This window comes from Holzapfeliella saturejae, assembly GCF_037546065.1.
Classification (GTDB): Bacteria; Bacillota; Bacilli; order Lactobacillales; family Lactobacillaceae; genus Holzapfeliella; species Holzapfeliella saturejae.
The window spans coordinates 164968-185697 of record NZ_JAWMWG010000001.1 but is presented as its reverse complement, the minus strand read 5'-3'; the positions used below and the strand labels follow the sequence as shown (position 1 = coordinate 185697).

Sequence of the window (20730 nt, the reverse complement as noted above, 5' to 3'; positions counted from 1 at the left end):
ACAGCTATATTGGATAATTAATAGAAGTCCGATATTACCCACTCAATTGTATGACTTTTATCGACATTCAGAGTAGTATTAGCTGTTATTGTAAAATCCTTTTCAGAAAAACTGCTAATCCAAGCTTGAAACGAAAAAGAAGCGGTGACATTATAATTTGTTTTTAAAGCTGGTCCATAACCGCCATACTGAATAAACCAGGGTTGCAATTCACTGTTGACGTTTGTGATATCGACTATAGAAACATGATTGTTTGCGACAAAAAAACTATTCAAGACTGTAAAATGTCCCACTAAATGGTTGCTTGTATTAAAAATTGAAAGATCGGCTTTAATATTATGATAGTCTCCGCTAGTTTCCAATTTATCGGACTTTATAGCGTAAAAATGTGAACTTAACAATATGGGCTCATTATTATTAGAGGTGTTTATTGTTTGCTGTTTTGATGATAATTGATCTTTTAAGTCTAAAATATGTGATTGTCCAAATTGTTGTTCAATCGACTTGGTTTTTAAAATACGGCTGGCTGTATTTAAACTGATAATCATAGAAAGCAGAAGTAAAACAATGATTGTAATATAAATGAAGACAGTAGTTAAAACGCGTTTGTTCATAAAATCTCCTATCAAAATAGTACATATATCATATTATTATAAACCATAAACAAATTAAGAGAAACTATTGGTGATTTGAGGACCAAATAATTTACTAATAATCACCATAGGACTAGACTGGTGACATAAAGTATCGACTTTAAATAATTAGATTGTAAGTTGAAGCCTACGGAGGTAAGCATTTATGTATAATAAGAATCAATACCAAAAAGTTAATGAAAAAAAAGTAATGAAAAAGCATAAAAAACAGTGGGTTGTTGTTTCGCTTGCAACGCTTGCACTTCTTGGGACCCCTATTGCTTCATACAGTGTTCCTGTTGCAGCTGCTCAGGTATCTTCAACACAAACACTAAGAACTGGAACATCTAATTCGAACTCAAAAAGTCTAGCGAGTGAACCAAGTTCAAGTACTACTAAATCTTCTCAAGGTGCAAACACTAAATCTAGTGAGAAAAGTAAATTGGAAACTGATTCAGTTCAGACAAATGACAATTCTAGTACTAAATTTGACGAGAATTTAATGAGTACAACGCAGCCATCATATATGACTCAGACTGCTGATCAAGGAGAAAGAGATGGTCAGTATGAAGCTAGTACGGGATTAACTACTAGTCCATTAGCCAATCAAGAACCTAATAATCAGTACACTTCAGAATATATACAGGGGTACAATGATGCATTTAGTGGATATATAATGGGTCAAACTAAAAGTCAGCTATCTCAAATTCCACCAGAAAATGCTTCACCTCAGTTTAAAAAAGGATACGAATCAGGGAACAGTGATAATCCTACGGTTGTTGGGTACAACGAAGGTCTAGATGATATTCAAACATTCAAAGAAAATCGATTCAATAAAGGAAATCAGACCCAAGATGAAAAGTTTGTAGCAGGTTACAACGCAGCTTATAAAGGTTTCACAGATGGAACAAATTATAGTTCGCCACTTCCTGCAAGTATAACTTTATCTGACTGGAACAATTTGAAGCCAAATTCCACTGATTTGACCGACTCACTGTATAGTCAATCTTATAATCTGGGTAAGTCATATTATGATAGTACGAAAGTAAAGCTGGTCTCAACATCATTTCAACTCTACCAAAGCTATTTAGACAATAGCGTCCAAGCTATAAAAATATTAAATAATATCAGTATGTGGGAGACAACCGGAATAAATGGGAAAACAGGATACGGATTAGATGGTAGGCCGACAAATATTTATAAGTCAACAGTTGCAAGTGATGGAGAATTGTATTCTGATCAACCAGAGATTGTTCAAGAATTCACGGCAGGTAATTTGACCATAGATGGACAGGGAAAAACTGTTGATTACGGTCCATATACTTTTACTGATGATTCCAATAATGATTTGAATATAAAGAATATAACGATGTATGGGGGTAATTTTTATGGCCCGATGAAAAAACAAAATGGGGGAAATATTTCTTACGATAATGTTACTTACACAGGTCCCCAGCTAATAAGTGCTACAAATGCTAATGTTACCGTATATAATACTTTAACAGTTAACGGCGGACAGAATTACTCTCCTACAGATATCGGTATCGACTTACCTGATAGCGCTGTTAAAGGTCCCCAGCGCTATGTACCAGATTTTGTTAATAGTGAAGCACCTGTAGGGATAGGTAATATTTCTAAAAAAAGTGGTAGTACGCAGGAAAACATGGAAATATCATCTATTACTTTTACTAAAAATAGTCATTATATCGGGTCAACATACTCTGGAACAGCTTTAGCTATAACAGGTACGGGTGATGTAATAATAGATGATGGAGCCATTGTTGACTTGTATCCTTCTGGTGATGATATTGGTGGTGCATCGACACCCTCAAACAGTGTAGCAGTAGGAATGTACTTAGAAAATAGTAATAATGTCTATGTTAACCAAGGTGCATCCGTTAATATTAAACCTCAGATAAATCAATATGTCAGTCAAAACGGAGGAACTAAAAATTTATCAAATGCTTATTATCAAAATGGAGGAACTCTAAATATAAGAGGGGGTTCCTTGAACATAACAATGGATGGGCATACTAGTTCAAATGCATTGTATGCTGTAGATATTGCTGGTGGTCAAGTTAATGTGGATGAGGGAACGATAAATGTTATTGGTCAACATTTAGCAGATAGTAACAGTACACTTATGTACGCTGGAGGTGCAGTTAACATAAACAACCATTCAAATATAAAAGTAACTACTGTTGATGGTACAGGAAATATGACATTGTTAAATGGTAGTAACGTTTTGGTTAACAACCCAGGTTCTAAGGGGGCTATATTTGATTTAGGCAAGAATAGTGGACCAGCAAGCCAATTATTTACTAATGGGTCCATGACAGCTAATAACGTGAATGTTAATCACGATGGCACCTATACACCTTATCACAATATTTCAATCCCCATGGGCGGTGGTCAAGTAACTGGTCAAGGGATGCAAGATAGTACAAGCGGTAGTAGTCCAATTTTTTATTATTCAAATGCTGCGGATAATACTAAAACAAAATACGTTGAGTTTATGTCAATTGCCGATTTTAGTTTTACACCTAATACATTAAAATTAGACATTGACAGAAATGGAAACTATATTGTGAGTGGAGACTTGCAGACTTTGAATTCAACACCTGTAAATAATAAATCATCCAATAGCATTTATTTAGGAATAGTTGATCAAAATGGGAGTCCCTTATCCACAAACATAATAACTAATAGAGAAGACAAGCAGGATTTAAATAGTAAATATAGTGATATTATTCAAAATGCAATACAGCAAGATGGGCAAGATATTCCTTATAGTATTACGTTACCTCAAGGATTTGATTTAACAAAGATAAATAACTATAAGATTAATGGTCATTATGTTATCAGTAGCCATCTAAATCCATTTAACTTCAGTCAATCAGATATTAACGATGTAATGAATAAGAGAAGCAATTATATACCTGATACGACTAACGCATCCTTCAATCAGGCAAGCAATGCCAACTTTAGCGCACAAAGCTATGTTGCAAAAGCTAAGTCGAGTGCTGATCAAGCTGGTGAAGACTCAAGCGATGTAAAAGATGCTAATGTAAGTGCTAATAATTCTAAGAATACAGCAAGTAATGCTGCATCAAATGCAGCAAGTATAGCAAATGAAAATTTCGATAATACAGTTATTTCAAGCGCAGCAAGTATAGCTTCGAGCGCAGCAAGTACAGCTTTTGATGAACAAGCTAAAGCATCAAGCGCGTCAGTTTTAGCTACAAGTGCAGCAGATACAGCTACAAGTGCATATTTAAGTGCTCGTCAAGCTGCATCAAACGCAAGTAGTGCAGAGGTAATGGCCAGCACAGCAAAATCAAGCGCAATTTCAGCCGAAAGTGCTGGTAATTACAGTGCTGCTGTAAGTTATATGGGAATTGTACAAAGTGCAGCAAGTACAGCTGTTGATAATCAAAATCAAGTATCGATGGCAGCAAGTCAAGCATCAAGTGCAGAATTAATCGCAGGTAGTGCAGCAAAAGATGCTAATAACGCTAAAATAGCAGCATCAAATGCAGCAATAACAGCTATCAAAGCAAATGAGGATGCCACCCAAGCAGAAAATGAAATTTCTGTAGCAAATACTGCAGCAACACAAGCACAAGCAAATGCAACACAAGCAGATAACTATGCTAAATCAGCTAGTGACAATGCAAGTAGTGCAAATAGTGCCAACACAGTAGGTCAAAATGCGGCAACAAGTGCAAATGATGCTAATACAATAGCGCAAAGTGCAGCAGCTAGTACTAATAGTTTGAGCAACCAATATCCAGATAATGCGGTTGTTAAAAATGAAGCAAGTCAAGCAACAGATGAAGCAGCACAAGTAAGTCAAGCAAATGCAACAGCACAAAGTGCAAGCCGTACAGCAACAAGTGCCACAACAGTTGCTGACCAAGCAAAAGCGGATGCAGGTACAGCAGCCTCAAGTGCAAGCAGTGCAGCCAATGCGGCCAGTGTCGCAAATGCTAACGCTATTTCAGCAGAAAAAGCTGGAAACGAACAAGATGCCCAACGCTATGTAGCTGAAGCACAATCAGATGCTGCAAGTGCCACAAGCTATACAAATACAGCCTCAAGTGCAGCAACAGTAGCTTCAAGTGCAGCAGTTGTAGCAGAATCAGCTGCTAACCAAGCAAGCCAGGCAAACGCAACAGCTCAAACAGCTAGCCAATCAGCCAAAAATCATGAAGCAGCTGCTAGTCAAGCAACTGCCAATCAAGATCAAGGAACTAATGCTGTAACAACGGCTAATACAACTGCAACACAAGCAGATAACTATGCTAAATCAGCTAGTGACAATGCAAGTAGTGCAAATAGTGCCAACACAGTAGATCAAAATGCGGCAACAAGTGCAAATGATGCTAATACAACAGCGCAAAGTGCAGCAGCTAGTGCTAATAGTTTGAGCAACCAATATCCAGATAATGCGGTTGTTAAAAATGAAGCAAGTCAAGCAACAGATGAAGCAATACAAGCAAGTCAAGCAAATGCAACAGTACAAAGTGCAAGCCGTACAGCAACAAGTGCCACAACAGTTGCTGACCAAGCAAAAGCGGATGCAGGTACAGCAGCCTCAAGTGCAAGCAGTGCAGCCAATGCGGCCAGTGTCGCAAATGCTAACGCTATTTCAGCAGAAAAAGCTGGAAACGAACAAGATGCACAACGCTATGTAGCTGAAGCACAATCAGATGCTGCAAGTGCCACAAGCTATACAAATACAGCCTCAAGTGCGGCAACAGTAGCTTCAAGTGCAGCAGCTGTAGCAGAATCAGCTGCTAACCAAGCAAGCCAAGCAAACGCAACAGCTCAAACAGCTAGCCAATCAGCCAAAAATCATGAAGCAGCTGCTAGTCAAGCAACTGCCAATCAAGATCAAGGAACTAATGCTGTAACAACGGCTAATACAACTGCAACACAAGCAGATAACTATGCTAAATCAGCTAGTGACAATGCAAGTAGTGCAAATAGTGCCAACACAGTAGGTCAAAATGCGGCAACAAGTGCAAATTATGCTAATACAACAGCGCAAAGTGCAGCAGCTAGTGCTAATAGTTTGAGCAACCAATATCCAGATAATGCGGTTGTTAAAAATGAAGCAAGTCAAGCAACAGATGAAGCAATACAAGCAAGTCAAGCAAATGCAACAGTACAAAGTGCAAGCCGTACAGCAACAAGTGCCACAACAGTTGCTGACCAAGCAAAAGCGGATGCAGGTACAGCAGCCTCAAGTGCAAGCAGTGCAGCCAACGCGGCCAGTGTCGCAAATGCTAACGCTATTTCAGCAGAAAAAGCTGGAAACGAACAAGATGCACAACGCTATGTAGCTGAAGCACAATCAGATGCTGCAAGTGCCACAAGCTATACAAATACAGCCTCAAGTGCGGCAACAGTAGCTTCAAGTGCAGCAGCTGTAGCAGAATCAGCTGCTAACCAAGCAAGCCAAGCAAACGCAACAGCTCAAACAGCTAGCCAATCAGCCAAAGATCATGAAGCAGCTGCTAGTCAAGCAACTGCCAATCAAGATCAAGGAACTAATGCTGTAACAACGGCTAATACAACTGCAACACAAGCAGATAACTATGCTAAATCAGCTAGTGACAATGCAAGTAGTGCAAATAGTGCCAACACAGTAGGTCAAAATGTGGCAACAAGTGCAAATGATGCTAATACAACAGCGCAAAGTGCAGCAGCTAGTGCTAATAGTTTGAGCAACCAATATCCAGATAATGCGGTTGTTAAAAATGAAGCAAGTCAAGCAACAGATGAAGCAATACAAGCAAGTCAAGCAAATGCAACAGTACAAAGTGCAAGCCGTACAGCAACAAGTGCAACAACAGTTGCTGACCAAGCAAAAGCGGATGCAGGTACAGCAGCCTCAAGTGCAAGCAGTGCAGCCAACGCGGCCAGTGTCGCAAATGCTAACGCTATTTCAGCAGAAAAAGCTGGAAACGAACAAGATGCACAACGCTATGTAGCTGAAGCACAATCAGATGCTGCAAGTGCCACAAGCTATACAAATACAGCCTCAAGTGCGGCAACAGTAGCTTCAAGTGCAGCAGCTGTAGCAGAATCAGCTGCTAACCAAGCAAGCCAAGCAAACGCAACAGCTCAAACAGCTAGCCAATCAGCCAAAGATCATGAAGCAGCTGCTAGTCAAGCAACTGCCAATCAAGATCAAGGAACTAATGCTGTAACAACGGCTAATACAACTGCAACACAAGCAGATAACTATGCTAAATCAGCTAGTGACAATGCAAGTAGTGCAAATAGTGCCAACACAGTAGGTCAAAATGCGGCAACAAGTGCAAATGATGCTAATACAATAGCGCAAAGTGCAGCAGCTAGTACTAATAGTTTGAGCAACCAATATCCAGATAATGCGGTTGTTAAAAATGAAGCAAGTCAAGCAACAGATGAAGCAGCACAAGTAAGTCAAGCAAATGCAACAGCACAAAGTGCAAGCCGTACAGCAACAAGTGCCACAACAGTTGCTGACCAAGCAAAAGCAGATGCAGGTACAGCAGCCTCAAGTGCAAGCAGTGCAGCCAATGCGGCCAGTGTCGCAAATGCTAACGCTATTTCAGCAGAAAAAGCTGGAAACGAACAAGATGCACAACGCTATGTAGCTGAAGCACAATCAGATGCTGCAAGTGCCACAAGCTATACAAATACAGCCTCAAGTGCAGCAACAGTAGCTTCAAGTGCAGCAGTTGTAGCAGAATCAGCTGCTAACCAAGCAAGCCAAGCAAACGCAACAGCTCAAACAGCTAGCCAATCAGCCAAAGATCATGAAGCAGCTGCTAGTCAAGCAACTGCCAATCAAGATCAAGGAACTAATGCTGTAACAACGGCTAATACAACTGCAATACAAGCAGATAACTATGCTAAATCAGCTAGTGACAATGCAAGTAGTGCAAATAGTGCCAACACAGTAGGTCAAAATGCGGCAACAAGTGCAAATGATGCTAATACAACAGCGCAAAGTGCAGCAGCTAGTGCTAATAGTTTGAGCAACCAATATCCAGATAATGCGGTTGTTAAAAATGAAGCAAGTCAAGCAACAGATGAAGCAGCACAAGCAAGTCAAGCAAATGCAACAGCACAAAGTGCAAGCCGTACAGCAACAAGTGCCACAACAGTTGCTGACCAAGCAAAAGCGGATGCAGGTACAGCAGCCTCAAGTGCAAGCAGTGCAGCCAATGCGGCCAGTGTCGCAAATGCTAACGCTATTTCAGCAGAAAAAGCTGGAAACGAACAAGATGCACAACGCTATGTAGCTGAGGCACAATCAGATGCTGCAAGTGCCACAAGCTATACAAATACAGCCTCAAGTGCGGCAACAGTAGCTTCAAGTGCAGCAGTTGTAGCAGAATCAGCTGCTAACCAAGCAAGCCAAGCAAACGCAACAGCTCAAACAGCTAGCCAATCAGCTAAAGATCATGAAGCAGCTGCTAGTCAAGCAACTGCTAACCAAGATCAAGGAACTAATGCTGTAACAACGGCTAATACAACTGCAACACAAGCAGATAACTATGCTAAATCAGCTAGTGACAATGCAAGTAGTGCAAATAGTGCCAACACAGTAGGTCAAAATGCGGCAACAAGTGCAAATGATGCTAATACAATAGCGCAAAGTGCAGCAGCTAGTACTAATAGTTTGAGCAACCAATATCCAGATAATGCGGTTGTTAAAAATGAAGCAAGTCAAGCAACAGATGAAGCAGCACAAGTAAGTCAAGCAAATGCAACAGCACAAAGTGCAAGCCGTACAGCAACAAGTGCCACAACAGTTGCTGACCAAGCAAAAGCGGATGCAGGTACAGCAGCCTCAAGTGCAAGCAGTGCAGCCAATGCGGCCAGTGTCACAAATGCTAACGCTATTTCAGCAGAAAAAGCTGGAAACGAACAAGATGCACAACGCTATGTAGCTGAAGCACAATCAGATGCTGCAAGTGCCACAAGCTATACAAATACAGCCTCAAGTGCAGCAACAGTAGCTTCAAGTGCAGCAGTTGTAGCAGAATCAGCTGCTAACCAAGCAAGCCAAGCAAACGCAACAGCTCAAACAGCTAGCCAATCAGCCAAAGATCATGAAGCAGCTGCTAGTCAAGCAACTGCCAATCAAGATCAAGGAACTAATGCTGTAACAACGGCTAATACAACTGCAATACAAGCAGATAACTATGCTAAATCAGCTAGTGACAATGCAAGTAGTGCAAATAGTGCCAACACAGTAGGTCAAAATGCGGCAACAAGTGCAAATGATGCTAATACAACAGCGCAAAGTGCAGCAGCTAGTGCTAATAGTTTGAGCAACCAATATCCAGATAATGCGGTTGTTAAAAATGAAGCAAGTCAAGCAACAGATGAAGCAGCACAAGCAAGTCAAGCAAATGCAACAGCACAAAGTGCAAGCCGTACAGCAACAAGTGCCACAACAGTTGCTGACCAAGCAAAAGCAGACGCAGGTACAGCAGCCTCAAGTGCAAGCAGTGCAGCCAATGCGGCCAGTGTCGCAAATGCTAACGCTATTTCAGCAGAAAAAGCTGGAAACGAACAAGATGCCCAACGCTATGTAGCTGAAGCACAATCAGATGCTGCAAGTGCCACAAGCTATACAAATACAGCCTCAAGTGCAGCAACAGTAGCTTCAAGTGCAGCAGTTGTAGCAGAATCAGCTGCTAACCAAGCAAGCCAGGCAAACGCAACAGCTCAAACAGCTAGCCAATCAGCAAAAGATCATGAAGCAGCTGCTAGTCAAGCACTCAAAAATCTTGAAAAGGGTTATGGTGTAGTAAATGAGGCTAACACTAATGCTAATAATGCTCAAGATTATGCGCAGTCAGCAAAATATAGTGCAAGTCAAGCAACTGAAAGTTCTAAAGATACAAGTGCTGCTAATGAAGATATTAGCCGGTCAGTGAATACTGTAAATCAAGTCACAAAAGATACTAATGATTTGGCTAAGCAATATCCTAATGATTTTGTAATAAAAAGTGCTGCAAGCCAAGCACAAAGTGACGCACAAGTTGTTGCAAACGCTTCCCAACAAGCTACAAGTGCGACAAATAAAGCTGAAAGCGCTGTAATTATTGCTAATCAAGCAAAAGCAGATGCAATTACCGCAGCCTCAAATGTAATTAGTGCAGCTACTGCAGCAAGTGAAGCTGATGCCAATGCTGTTTCAGCAGCGAATGCTGGTGATGAAGGCAAAGCAGAGAGTTATGTCGTGGCAGCTGAAAATGACAATCAAGAAGCTGTAAGCTATACCAGCCAAGCTAGAGATGCTGCAAGTATGGCATCGAGTGCTGCGTCCGTTGCATCACAAGCATCACAATTAGCACAAGTACAGTTAGGTTTGGCTAATGTCGCTTTATCAGATAGTCAAAATGCTTTTTCCAAAGCTAAGAGTCGAAGCTCGTTATATTGGCAAAATGATGATTATGGGTTTGATGTGGGGATATCAGATGCTAAGAAAGGAATACCTCGCGATGTATCGAATGAATCCTTGGACTTTCAAAAGTCTTATCAAGAAGGATATAATCAATACATTCAAGAAAATTTGAAGATAGTTACTGTGAACTATGTACCAGGATATTCAGTAAGAATTTGGGATATAGGTGAGAATAACGCCCCTGAACCTGGAGAACTAGTTGAATCTGGCGAAAATATCCAAGTTTCTAATGAAATAAAATTTGTGGATGGTACTAAATATACTAAAATATATGGTAGATTCAGCGGTCAATGGATTCAAACACAATATTTACAAGCCGAAAATCAAAAACAAGTTCATTATGTTCCAGGCTACGGTATTAGAACATGGCATTTTACAGATGATAATACTGGTGTAATGAACAATCATTATATTGAAAGTGGCCAAAGTGTTAACTTAACTGGTTTTAGCAAGATAATTGATGGTGTTAAATATGTTCAAATTGGTGACGTAGCTAAAGATATTTGGATTGAAGCTAAATATTTGAATGTACCACAGGAGAAAAAAGTGAACTACTCACCAGAATACGGTGTTCAAAACTGGCAAGAAGTTGAACAAAATGGCAAAAAGGTTATGGTTGGTATTTCAGACAGTTACACGCATTCAGACTCTCCAGTATCTGTATTTGATACTAAGATGATAGATGGTATTTGGTATTCTGAAATTGATTCTCCGGATAGTAATATCTGGATTCAAAGCCAATACTTGAAATAAGATTAAAAGTATAACTCAAAAGAGTTATACTTTTTTTATTGATTAATTAGGCTGATTCTAGTATTGTATTGAATAAGAGTTTATTTTTAATATTTTTTTAATAAATAAAAGAGAAGGAGATGATGAAAATGAATTCTAAGTTATCTTTTAAAGATACGATGTATATTGGGATGATGCTTTTCGGTTTGTTCTTTGGCCGGGAACATTATTTTCCCAATTGCAATGGGACAACAAGCAGGGGGTAATGTGTGGTTAGCCGTCGTCGGATTCTTAATCACATCAGTTGGTTTACCATTACTTGGAATCATTGGTCTTGGATTATCACAATCTAATGGTGTATTCTTTTTGGCCAAAAAAGTTAATAAAACGTATGGGTATATTTTTACCGTCTTATTATACTTAGTCATCGGGCCATTTTTTGCCATTCCAAGACTTGCAACAACATCATTTCAAATTGGGTTTGCACCTTTTATCAGTGAAGGTCAAACGCCGCTATTTTTAGGGATTTTTTCGGTTGCGTTCTTTGGCGCAACTTACTTTTTTGCAACGAGACCCGGAAAAATTATGACATATGTTGGAAAATACTTAACACCAATTTTCTTAGTACTATTAGGTATTATTTTGCTATTTGTTTTCTTCAAACCAATGGGCGGACTAAATTTTGATCCTCAAGGAGCTTACCAAAGTAGCGCCTTGCTAAAAGGATTCACTGAAGGCTATAACACAATGGATGCCCTAGCATCACTTGCTTTTGGTGTAATTGTTGTTGATTCAATTCGTCGTTTAGGTGTCAATCAACCTAAAGATTTAATTCGTGAAATGTCAAAATCTGGCTTAGTAGCCTTGATTTTGATGGGTGTCATTTACTTGTTACTTGCTTTAATGGGAACACTAAGCTTGAACCAGTTTGGTATTGCACCAGATGGTGGGACAGCACTTGCACAAGTTGCACGTTTCTATATGGGTGATTTTGGTAATATCTTGCTAGCAGTCTTAGTATTGATTGCTTGCTTAAAAACCGCTATTGGTTTGGTAACGTCATTTGGGGAAGCCATGAACAAAATGTTCCCTAAAGTTTCTTACAAATGGTTTATGACAGGGGCCGCAGTATTACCTGCAATTTTTGCAAATGTTGGATTGTCCAAAATGATTGAGTATTCAGTACCTGTTTTGATGTTTATCTATCCATTAGCTGTGGTACTAATTTTCATTTCAGTATTAACACCAATCTTAAAACCTGATAAATGGGTGTATGGTATTACAACCCTATTTACATTAGTTCCCGCATTTTTTGATTTATTAACGAATGCTCCTAAATTTATTAGCGGTAACCGCATTTGTTGATGGTATTGTTCAATTTGCTACAAAATATTTACCCTTTTATACTTTAGGCCTAGGTTGGGTAGTACCAGCTGTAGTCGGCTTAGTTTTCGGAATTATTTTTCAACACTTAGGTCGCTTGGGTTCACCAAAAGAAAAGACTAGCTAAAAGCTAGTCTTTTTTAATACCTTTTTTTTTAAGTATTGATAGGGGTTTAGTATAATAAAGTCAACAATCTTGTAGAGGAGTGATTGGCTTGTATTATTTTTTAAATACAAAAGTAGATATTAATAAATCTGGGATAGAACATGCTCAAATTAAAAGAATGAATTTATTCAATCAGCATCAAATTCAAAATAAAATTGTAACTAAAGCTTTGGTTTTAAATGCAGTTGATATTTTAAAAGCTAGTCGGATTCCACTAGCTAACTATTTAAATATGTATGATTTTTTTAGACAAGAAACGATTAAAAATAGTCCTTATATGCTAAGCGATTTTAAAATACCCGCAGGAATGACAATGAGGCAAGTTAATGACGAGTATTTAATCGATTACCAAGGCAAGACATTGATGATTTTGATGACTGTGTCCTCATCTGATTTAAGAATTGATAATATTAGGCTATTATCTAAAGATGGTAAATTAGTTAAGACGAGTTGGTATGATAGACGTGGATTTATTGGTGTAGAAGAGTATTTTGATAAAACTAATCACTTGTCTGTTAAACAAATTCTTTCTCCATCGGGGAAAGCGGTTTGTCAAATTTTTTATGAAGTTGATAAACAAAATAAAGTTAAGCCGACGCTTTATCAATTGTTGGGTTATCAGGGATTAGATTTAGAATTTTCATCGGAAGAAGATTTAATGACTTTTTTCTTAGATGAATTAGCTAAAAATGATAGACAGACAGTTTTGATAGGTGATCGAGCCACAGAATATGCTTATAGTTTATTTCATATGACAGAAAAAACTTTTAAAGTATTAGTGCTACATAGTTCACATGTAGCTGATAATGATCATCCTTTATCAGCTAACTTGAATAATAATTTTTATTATTCATTAAATCACTTAAATAATTGGGATGCCATTGTCACGTCAACTCAAGCACAAAGGACTGACTTCACCTATCGTTATGGTCATAATCAATCAACTTATACTATTCCTGTAGGAACAATTGAAGATAATATCACGATTGAACCCTTTGAAAACAGAGTGCCCTATTATATTGGATTAGTTGCACGTTTAGCTCATGAAAAGCAACAATTACAAGCAGTCAAAGCTATTGAAAAAGTTCTAGAAGTGGTTCCACAAGTGCAATTACACTTATTTGGTTATTCAAATGGTAATTATGGTCAAAAAGTAAAAGATTTGGTTGCTCAAAAAAATCTCGCACAGCACGTTATTTTTGAAGAGTATACAGATGACATTCAAAAAGCTTATCAAAATATGCAATTACAACTTTTGACTTCATCTGTTGAAGGATTTGCGATGGCCGTATTAGAAGGACAGTCTCACGGTGTTCCACAAGTATCTTACGATATTAAATATGGCCCAAGTGATATTATTACCGATAATGAGGACGGTTACTTAGTCAAACCTAATGACAGTAATGCGTTAGCAGACAAAATTATTGATTACTTTAAAAACTTAGATCAAGCTAAACAAATGAGTCAAAAAGCTTATCAAAATAGTCAGCGTTTTTCTCAATCTGAGGTTTTTAAAACTTGGCAACCTTTATTTAATCAGGTTAGAAGATTTTATCAACGACAGGAGGTAATCCGATGATTTACTTTGTTAATCAATATTTGATGGCGTTAAATACAAGTATTGAACATACTCAAATTAAGCGAATAAAGTTGTTTAATCATGAGCATGTGCCAGCCAAAATAGTCACTCGAGATTTTAATACAACCTTGACTGATAATTTGAAAAATTTTGGATTGAGTCCACAGAATATGATTAATATGTACGATTATTTCAGACAAACTCAAGAGGTACCAACTCAAGTGATTAAGACTTATGATTTACCTTTTTCAAAAGAGTATGATGTCAAACCCGATGCTAATGTGAGCGAAGTCGTTAAAGGGTCACAAGTCGTCATGCAAGTTCATCATGTCCCGGGAACTTTTGGCCACGTTCATTTCATTGATTATTTGGATTATTTGGGAAATTTAACCAAAAGACGTGATTATGACAGTCGAGGATTTAAGGCTCGTGACCAACTTTTTTCAAAAGAAGGATTAGTTATTTACGAAAAACACTATGATCGATTTGGTCATGGTAAAATTGAACATTATTTTGACGATAAAGGCTTTATTATTAGAACGATTCTGTATGATTATTTAGGTAAAACTTATTATTTTGAAAATGATACTGAACTTGCCTCATTTTTCTTAGATGAACTCAATCGACAAGATAATTTGCAAGCTACTTTTATTGGTGATCGTCCTACTATTTCATACGATATGATTATGGGGATGAAAACAAGAGGTAAAAACTTATTATATATGCCAAATCCTCATACGGTTGATGAAAATGATGGAATTTATGCAGATATGAGTGGCTTATATACAAATGCTATTTATAAAAATCCAAAGCAATGGGACTGTATTATTGTTGCTACAGATAAGCAGAAAAATGATTTAACAAAATGGTATGGCGGTCAATCACCGATTCCAATTACGGTTATTTCACCATCTGTTCAAATTGAAAGTCAGCAAGATACTATTTTGGATGAAAATACGGCTCACAAAGAAAATAAAGTGATTTATACAAGTAAACTAGATGCCAAAAATAATGTTAATGAACTAATTGAAGCTTTCAACAAAGTTGTTGCTGTTTTACCTAATGCTACACTTGATATTTATGGTTATGGGACAGAATACGACACAATCAAAACTAAAATTGAAGAATTGAAACTATCGAACTCAATTCGATTATTAGGTTATCAAGCGGATTTGACGTCTGCTTATCAATCAGCTGAGTTATTAGTGTATACGGGTAATATTGATGTTGAACCATTAGGTTTAATTGAAGCCATGTCTTACAGTGTACCTTGTGTTGCTTATAATAGTTTATATGGTATTCAAGATATCATTAAAGATGGTGAAAACGGGTTTATTGTCAATAAACATCGTATTGATGAATTGACTTCAACTATCATCAAAACATTAGAAAATAAGAAACGATTACATAAGATGAGTCAAAATGCTTATCATACAGCCAAAACTTATGCTCCTGAAAATATGATTCAAAAATGGCAACAAGTACTTAACTAAAAGCATAAAAAAAGAGCTTACGCAAATTGCGTAAGTTCTTTTTTTGTGTTTAGTTTATTTAATTTCATCAACTGATAAACTAAGGGCTTTGGCAACACGTTCACCATAGTCTGGATCAGCTTGATAGAATTGTTTGGCTTCTAAAACTTTAATGTCGTGTGATTTTACTTGACCAAGATTGCTTTTAATATTTTCAACTAAGCGTTCTTTTTCGCCTTCATCAAATAGACGATATAATTCACCAGCAGCAGAAAAGTTATCCGTGTCATAAGGTTTGAAATGACCGGTTTCACCAGTTAATTGATCAGGTGCAATTTTTGCAGAAGGCACTTCTGTTGGGCCATCAACACTATTAGGTTCATAGTTTGCAGAACCATCATGACCTTGTGACATAAAGCCATCACGGTGATAGTTATTGACTTCATTAATTGGACGGTTAACTTTTAATTGCTCATAGTTAGCACCTAAACGGTAACGAGCGGCATCTTTATAACCGAATAAACGACCTTGTAAGACTTTATCAGCTGAAGGTTCAATGCCGGGAACCAAGTTAGCAGGTGAAAATGAAAGTTCTTCCATTTCTTCAAAGTAATTTTCAGGATTTTCATTTAAGACCATTTGACCGACTTCCATTAGTGGATAGTCTTTTTGAGAAACAACTTTTGTGACATCAAAAATATCATGTTTGTAGTTAAGTCCTTCTTCATAAGGAATAACTTGAACGTAAAGTGTCCATGAAGGAAAGTCTTTTTCTTCAATAGAGTTAAAAAGTTCATTTTGAAGATAGTCAGGGTCGTCACCACAAAGTTTGGCAGCTAATTCATTAGACATATTATGAACACCTTGGTTAGTTCTAAAGTGATATTTCACAAAGAATTGTTCACCTTTATCATTAACCCATTTGAAAGTATGGCTACCATAACCATGCATTGTACGATAACTTGCAGGAATCCCACGGTCACTCATTAAGATAGTGACTTGGTGAAGCGTTTCTGGTGAATGTGACCAAAAATCCCATTGCATATCTTGGCTTCTAGTATGTGTTTTTGGATCACGTTTTTGTGAGTGAATAAAGTCAGGAAACTTCAATGGATCATTGATAAAGAAGACGGGTGTATTGTTACCCACAATATCATAGTTTCCTTCTTGTGTATAAAATTTGACCGCAAAGCCACGAACATCACGATAAGTATCAGGATAACCGCTTTCACCAGCTACTTGAGAAAAACGTGTGATTAAAGGTGTTTTTTTACCTTTGCCATTGAAAACATCGGCTTTAGTATAAGCACTCATATCATGTGTCAATTCAAAGTAACCTTTAGCACCTGAACCTTTAGCATGAACGACACGTTCAGGGATGCGTTCACGGTTAAAGTGAGCTAATTTTTCAAGTAATTGATAATCTTGAATAAGAACCGGGCCACGCTTGCCAGCAGTTTGTGAATGTTGATTATCTGACCAAGGTTGGCCTTCACTAGTTGTTAAATTTTTTGACATAATATTACCCTCTTTCGCGACTATTGTAGAACTAAACTTAAAAATATTCAATTATTTACTCTAGCTCGTTATAATTGTAGAAAGTAATTTAAAAGGAGTCGTTTAATTTGGAAAATTGGCAAAAAGAGTGGGCTCAAAATAAATATTGGCTGATGTCACGCTCTCAAAAGTTTTATAACGAAGTCAGACAATTGGCTAAAGGTAATAATTGGACTGACGATAAAAAGAAACGCTATGAAGAGATTATTGAAGAAGCAAAAGTCGCGCCATTAGATCGTGGCAATATGATGAATGCTTATCAACATGTATGGGGATACTTTAAAAAAATTGCCACGGAAGCTGAAAAGGAACAGTTTAGACAACTACAAGCTGACTTTACGCTTAACCATGATGAATTAGGCCCTTTTTTAGCAGAAATGACAAAAAAATACAACGTTAACTACTTATTGGCGTCAACGTTGTTACAGTCGTATTTTAAATAAATTGTTGGAGTAAGCGATATACACTTGGCTGGTAGATAGATCCAAACTCACTTAAATGAAACATCATATAGTAGAGTTTGTAATAAACTAGTCTATCTTGATAACCGTCATCAAGCGGGTAAGTGTCTTGATAACCTTGAATAAAATTCTGGTCAAAACCGCCAAAGACTTGTGTAATGGCGATATCAAATTCACGGTCACCGTAGTAGACAGCAGGGTCGATGAAAACAGGGTGCTGGTCTAGGTCAAACATAATGTTGCCTCCCCAAAGGTCACCATGCAATAGGCTGGGGATGCTTTGATGATTAGCTAAGTCATGTTGAAATTGTTGTAGCATGTTTTGATAGAGATGTTCGAGTTCAACGGACCCATTATGATTGTGAATAATGAGTTTTCGTAGCGGTTCAAATCGTTGATTAACGAAAAAATCATACCAATTATCTTGCCATTGATTGTCACCGGTAAAATTGCCTAATTCAAAGTTACTGTCGAATCCAAACTGTTGATTAGGACTAGTTGATTGATGCACTTTAGCTAGAGCTTGCCCTAACTCATATTGGTTACCGTGTGGTAAGTGATCAATATATTCAAGTAGTAAATAAGCATCTTGGCTATTATCACCGAAATCTAGCACTTGAGGGGTTTTAGCAAATTTACCTAAAGCCTTTAATCCAGCAACTTCATGACTAAAAAACTGACGTGTAGCATCTTGTTGAACAAGTAAGAAGAAGGAATAGCTGTGTGTATAAACGTGAAAAGCTTGGTTGATATCGCCACCTGTCACAGCTGAGTACTTTTCAACTGGCTCAGGCAAGTTTAAATTTTTAACGATATTATGGATAGATTGTGACATTATTTCACCTCAAAATTAAGTAGTAACCCCATCTTAATACAGTTAAGATGGGGTTTCCAATAGCTAAATAAAAAAGTTTCGAATTTTGAGTTTTTCTAGTTGTATCTTTTACATAACCGTTGTATTATAAAGTCGAACAAAAGATTAGCACTCGAAACAACCAAGTGCTAAAAACTTGTTACATAGTTTATAAGGAGTGTTAGATATGGCTAACTACAGTAATGGTTTTAGTGATTTTGATGCATTATTTGATTCTTTGAATAGAGATTTCTTCTCAAACTCAGGCACTTTCTCTACCCGTCGAGATATCCCCATTCACTCCAATCAAGATGGTTTGAAACAACAAACACAAGTTCAAAACCCACAACAACAAGAACAATCAATCGGAACTGATTTAGTTAAACAAGCAAAAGAAAATAAATATGATCCAGTTATTGGACGTGACTCAGAAGTTGAAAATGTAATTGAAATTTTGAGTCGTCGTAATAAGAATAATCCCGTTTTAGTTGGACCTGCAGGTGTTGGTAAAACAGCGATTGTTGAAGGATTAGCTCAACGTATTGCAGAAGGTAATGTACCAGAACGTCTAAAAGATGCCCACATTATTGAATTGAATATCAATGAATTGGTTGCAGGATCTTCTCTACGTGGTGCCTTTGAAGAAAAATTACAAAAAATTATTGATGAAGCTTCAAAGAATCCAAACATTATCCTATTCATCGATGAAATTCATAATATTGTCGGTGCTGGTAGTGTTGATAGTGAAAATAATAATGGTGATGCAGCTAATATTTTGAAACCTGCACTTGCTCGTGGCGATTTGAGTTTAATCGGTGCCACAACAATCAGTGAATTCCAACGCATTGAAAAAGATCCTGCATTAGCTCGTCGTTTGCAAGAAGTTAAAGTTGGTGAACCTTCAGTTGAAGAAGCTATCCAAATTCTTGAAGGCTTAGCTCCTAAGTATGAAAGTTATCACCATGTTAAATATGATGAAGAAGCAATCAAATTAGCAGTTACATTATCAAAACGTTACATTCAAGGACGTTACTTACCAGATAAAGCGATTGACTTACTTGATGAAGCAGGTGCTAAAAAGGGCTTATACCAAGCACCAAAAGATGAAACACAATTACGTGAACATATTGCAAAACTAGAGCATGAAAAAGATGCGGCTGTTCAAGCAGAAGACTTTAAGAAAGCACAAGAAATAAAAGGCGAAGTCGAAAAAGCTCACAAACAATTGCAAAATGTTGATGATACCGAATTGCCAAGTGTTACCGCAAAAGATATGTATCAACTAATTGAACAAAAGACAAAAATTTCAATGAGCGAAATTCATGCAGATGAAAGTCAAAAATCCGAAGATTTGGTTAAACACTTAAAAGATGTTGTGATTGACCAAGATGAAGCTATCGATACGATTACCGATGCGATTGCTCGTAAGAAAGTCTTTAAAGATGAAAACCGTCCTACTGGTTCATTCTTATTCGCTGGTCCTACTGGTGTTGGTAAAACTGAATTAGCTAAACAATTGGCTAAAAGCATGTTTGGTTCAGATGACCACTTTATTCGTTTAGATATGAGTGAATATCAAGATAAAACATCTGTTAACAAATTAATCGGTTCTGCTCCTGGTTACATTGGTTACCAAGAAGGCGGTCAATTGACTGAACAAGTTCGTCACCAACCTTATAGCTTGATTTTGATGGATGAAATTGAAAAAGCAAATCCAGATATCTTCAACGCTTTGTTACAAATTATGGATGATGGTCGCCTAACAGATGCTCAAAGACGTACCGTATCCTTCAAAGATACCATCTTGATTATGACCTCTAATGCAGGTTACTCAGATAACTTGATTAAAGATAAAGGTGACTTGATGAAGGCTCTAGAAGTCTACTTCCGTCCTGAATTCTTGAACCGTTTGGATGCCATTGTGCCATTTAACTCATTGAAACAAAAAGACTTAATTAAAATTGTGGATCTTTACTTAGACCACATGGCTAATAGTCTTGAAAAACGCCACGTTAAAATGACGGTTTCAGATGAAGCTAAACACTATTTGGTTGAAAAAGGTTATGATGAAAAATTCGGTGCTCGTCCATTGCGTCGTGTTGTTGAACAAGATTTACAAACACCCGCTGCCAAAGCTATTTTGGCTGACTCTAAGTTGAAAGAAATTAACTTTACAGTTAAAGATAACTTCTTGATGATGAATGATGAAAAAATTGCGGAATTGCCAAAGCAAGAAAAAGAAAAAGCTAAAGCAGAAGAATCAAAACCTGAAACAAAAGAAGAGTCAAACGAAAATCACGAATAAAATAATTAAAGACACCTTTCAGATGAAAGGTGTCTTTTTTAGTTATTAATAATTGACTTATAGATGAAAAAAAATAATAATCAAGTTAAAATAGTTAATTTTATGGGAGTAA

8 protein-coding genes and 1 pseudogene are annotated in these 20730 nt (G+C 37.4%); 6 read left to right on the top strand and 3 right to left on the bottom strand.

Going from position 1 to position 20730, the window contains the following annotated elements:
• Positions 1–17 precede the first annotated feature (17 nt).
• A complete protein-coding gene (locus tag R4Y45_RS00740; RefSeq protein ID WP_339968297.1) occupies positions 18–614 on the bottom strand; it encodes a hypothetical protein in 597 nt (198 codons plus the stop codon).
• A 184-nt stretch (positions 615–798) separates the two neighbouring features.
• Here R4Y45_RS00740 and R4Y45_RS00735 point away from each other — a divergent pair, with 184 nt between their 5' ends.
• The 4 genes and pseudogenes from R4Y45_RS00735 to R4Y45_RS00720 all read left to right on the top strand — a co-directional run bounded on the left by R4Y45_RS00735 (position 799) and on the right by R4Y45_RS00720 (position 15463).
• Positions 799–10863 carry a beta strand repeat-containing protein gene (locus R4Y45_RS00735; protein ID WP_339968295.1) on the top strand — a complete coding sequence of 3355 codons (10065 nt, stop codon included), beginning with the start codon at positions 799–801 and terminating at the stop codon, positions 10861–10863.
• Positions 10864–10991: 128 nt separating this feature from the next.
• Positions 10992–12352 (top strand): annotated as a pseudogene (brnQ, locus tag R4Y45_RS00730) (branched-chain amino acid transport system II carrier protein).
• Positions 12353–12440: 88 nt separating this feature from the next.
• Positions 12441–13970, top strand: a complete 1530-nt coding sequence (locus tag R4Y45_RS00725; RefSeq protein WP_339968292.1) for a glycosyltransferase — start codon at positions 12441–12443, stop codon at positions 13968–13970.
• Positions 13967–15463, top strand: coding sequence for a glycosyltransferase (locus tag R4Y45_RS00720; RefSeq protein WP_339968290.1), 1497 nt, complete (start codon positions 13967–13969; stop codon positions 15461–15463). Before R4Y45_RS00725 ends, R4Y45_RS00720 begins: the two co-directional genes overlap by 4 nt.
• A gap of 54 nt (positions 15464–15517) precedes the next feature.
• On the opposite strand, the gene R4Y45_RS00715 is transcribed toward R4Y45_RS00720, so the two are convergent.
• Positions 15518–16960 (bottom strand): catalase, encoded by a 1443-nt coding sequence (locus R4Y45_RS00715; RefSeq protein WP_339968287.1) that lies wholly within the window; start codon positions 16958–16960, stop codon positions 15518–15520.
• 107 nt (positions 16961–17067) lie between these two features.
• Between R4Y45_RS00715 and R4Y45_RS00710 the strand changes: the two genes are divergently transcribed.
• The gene (locus R4Y45_RS00710) at positions 17068–17442 is read left to right on the top strand and encodes a YbgA family protein (RefSeq protein WP_339968285.1); all 375 of its coding nucleotides are present in this window, start codon (positions 17068–17070) and stop codon (positions 17440–17442) included.
• Here R4Y45_RS00710 and R4Y45_RS00705 read toward each other — a convergent pair.
• Positions 17435–18295 (bottom strand): fructosamine kinase family protein, encoded by an 861-nt coding sequence (locus R4Y45_RS00705; protein WP_339968283.1) that lies wholly within the window; start codon positions 18293–18295, stop codon positions 17435–17437. The genes R4Y45_RS00710 and R4Y45_RS00705 overlap by 8 nt on opposite strands.
• Before the next feature lie 205 nt (positions 18296–18500).
• Here R4Y45_RS00705 and R4Y45_RS00700 point away from each other — a divergent pair, with 205 nt between their 5' ends.
• On the top strand, positions 18501–20618 hold the full coding sequence (locus R4Y45_RS00700) for an ATP-dependent Clp protease ATP-binding subunit (RefSeq protein ID WP_339968280.1): 2118 nt from the start codon (positions 18501–18503) through the stop codon (positions 20616–20618).
• Positions 20619–20730: the final 112 nt, after the last annotated feature.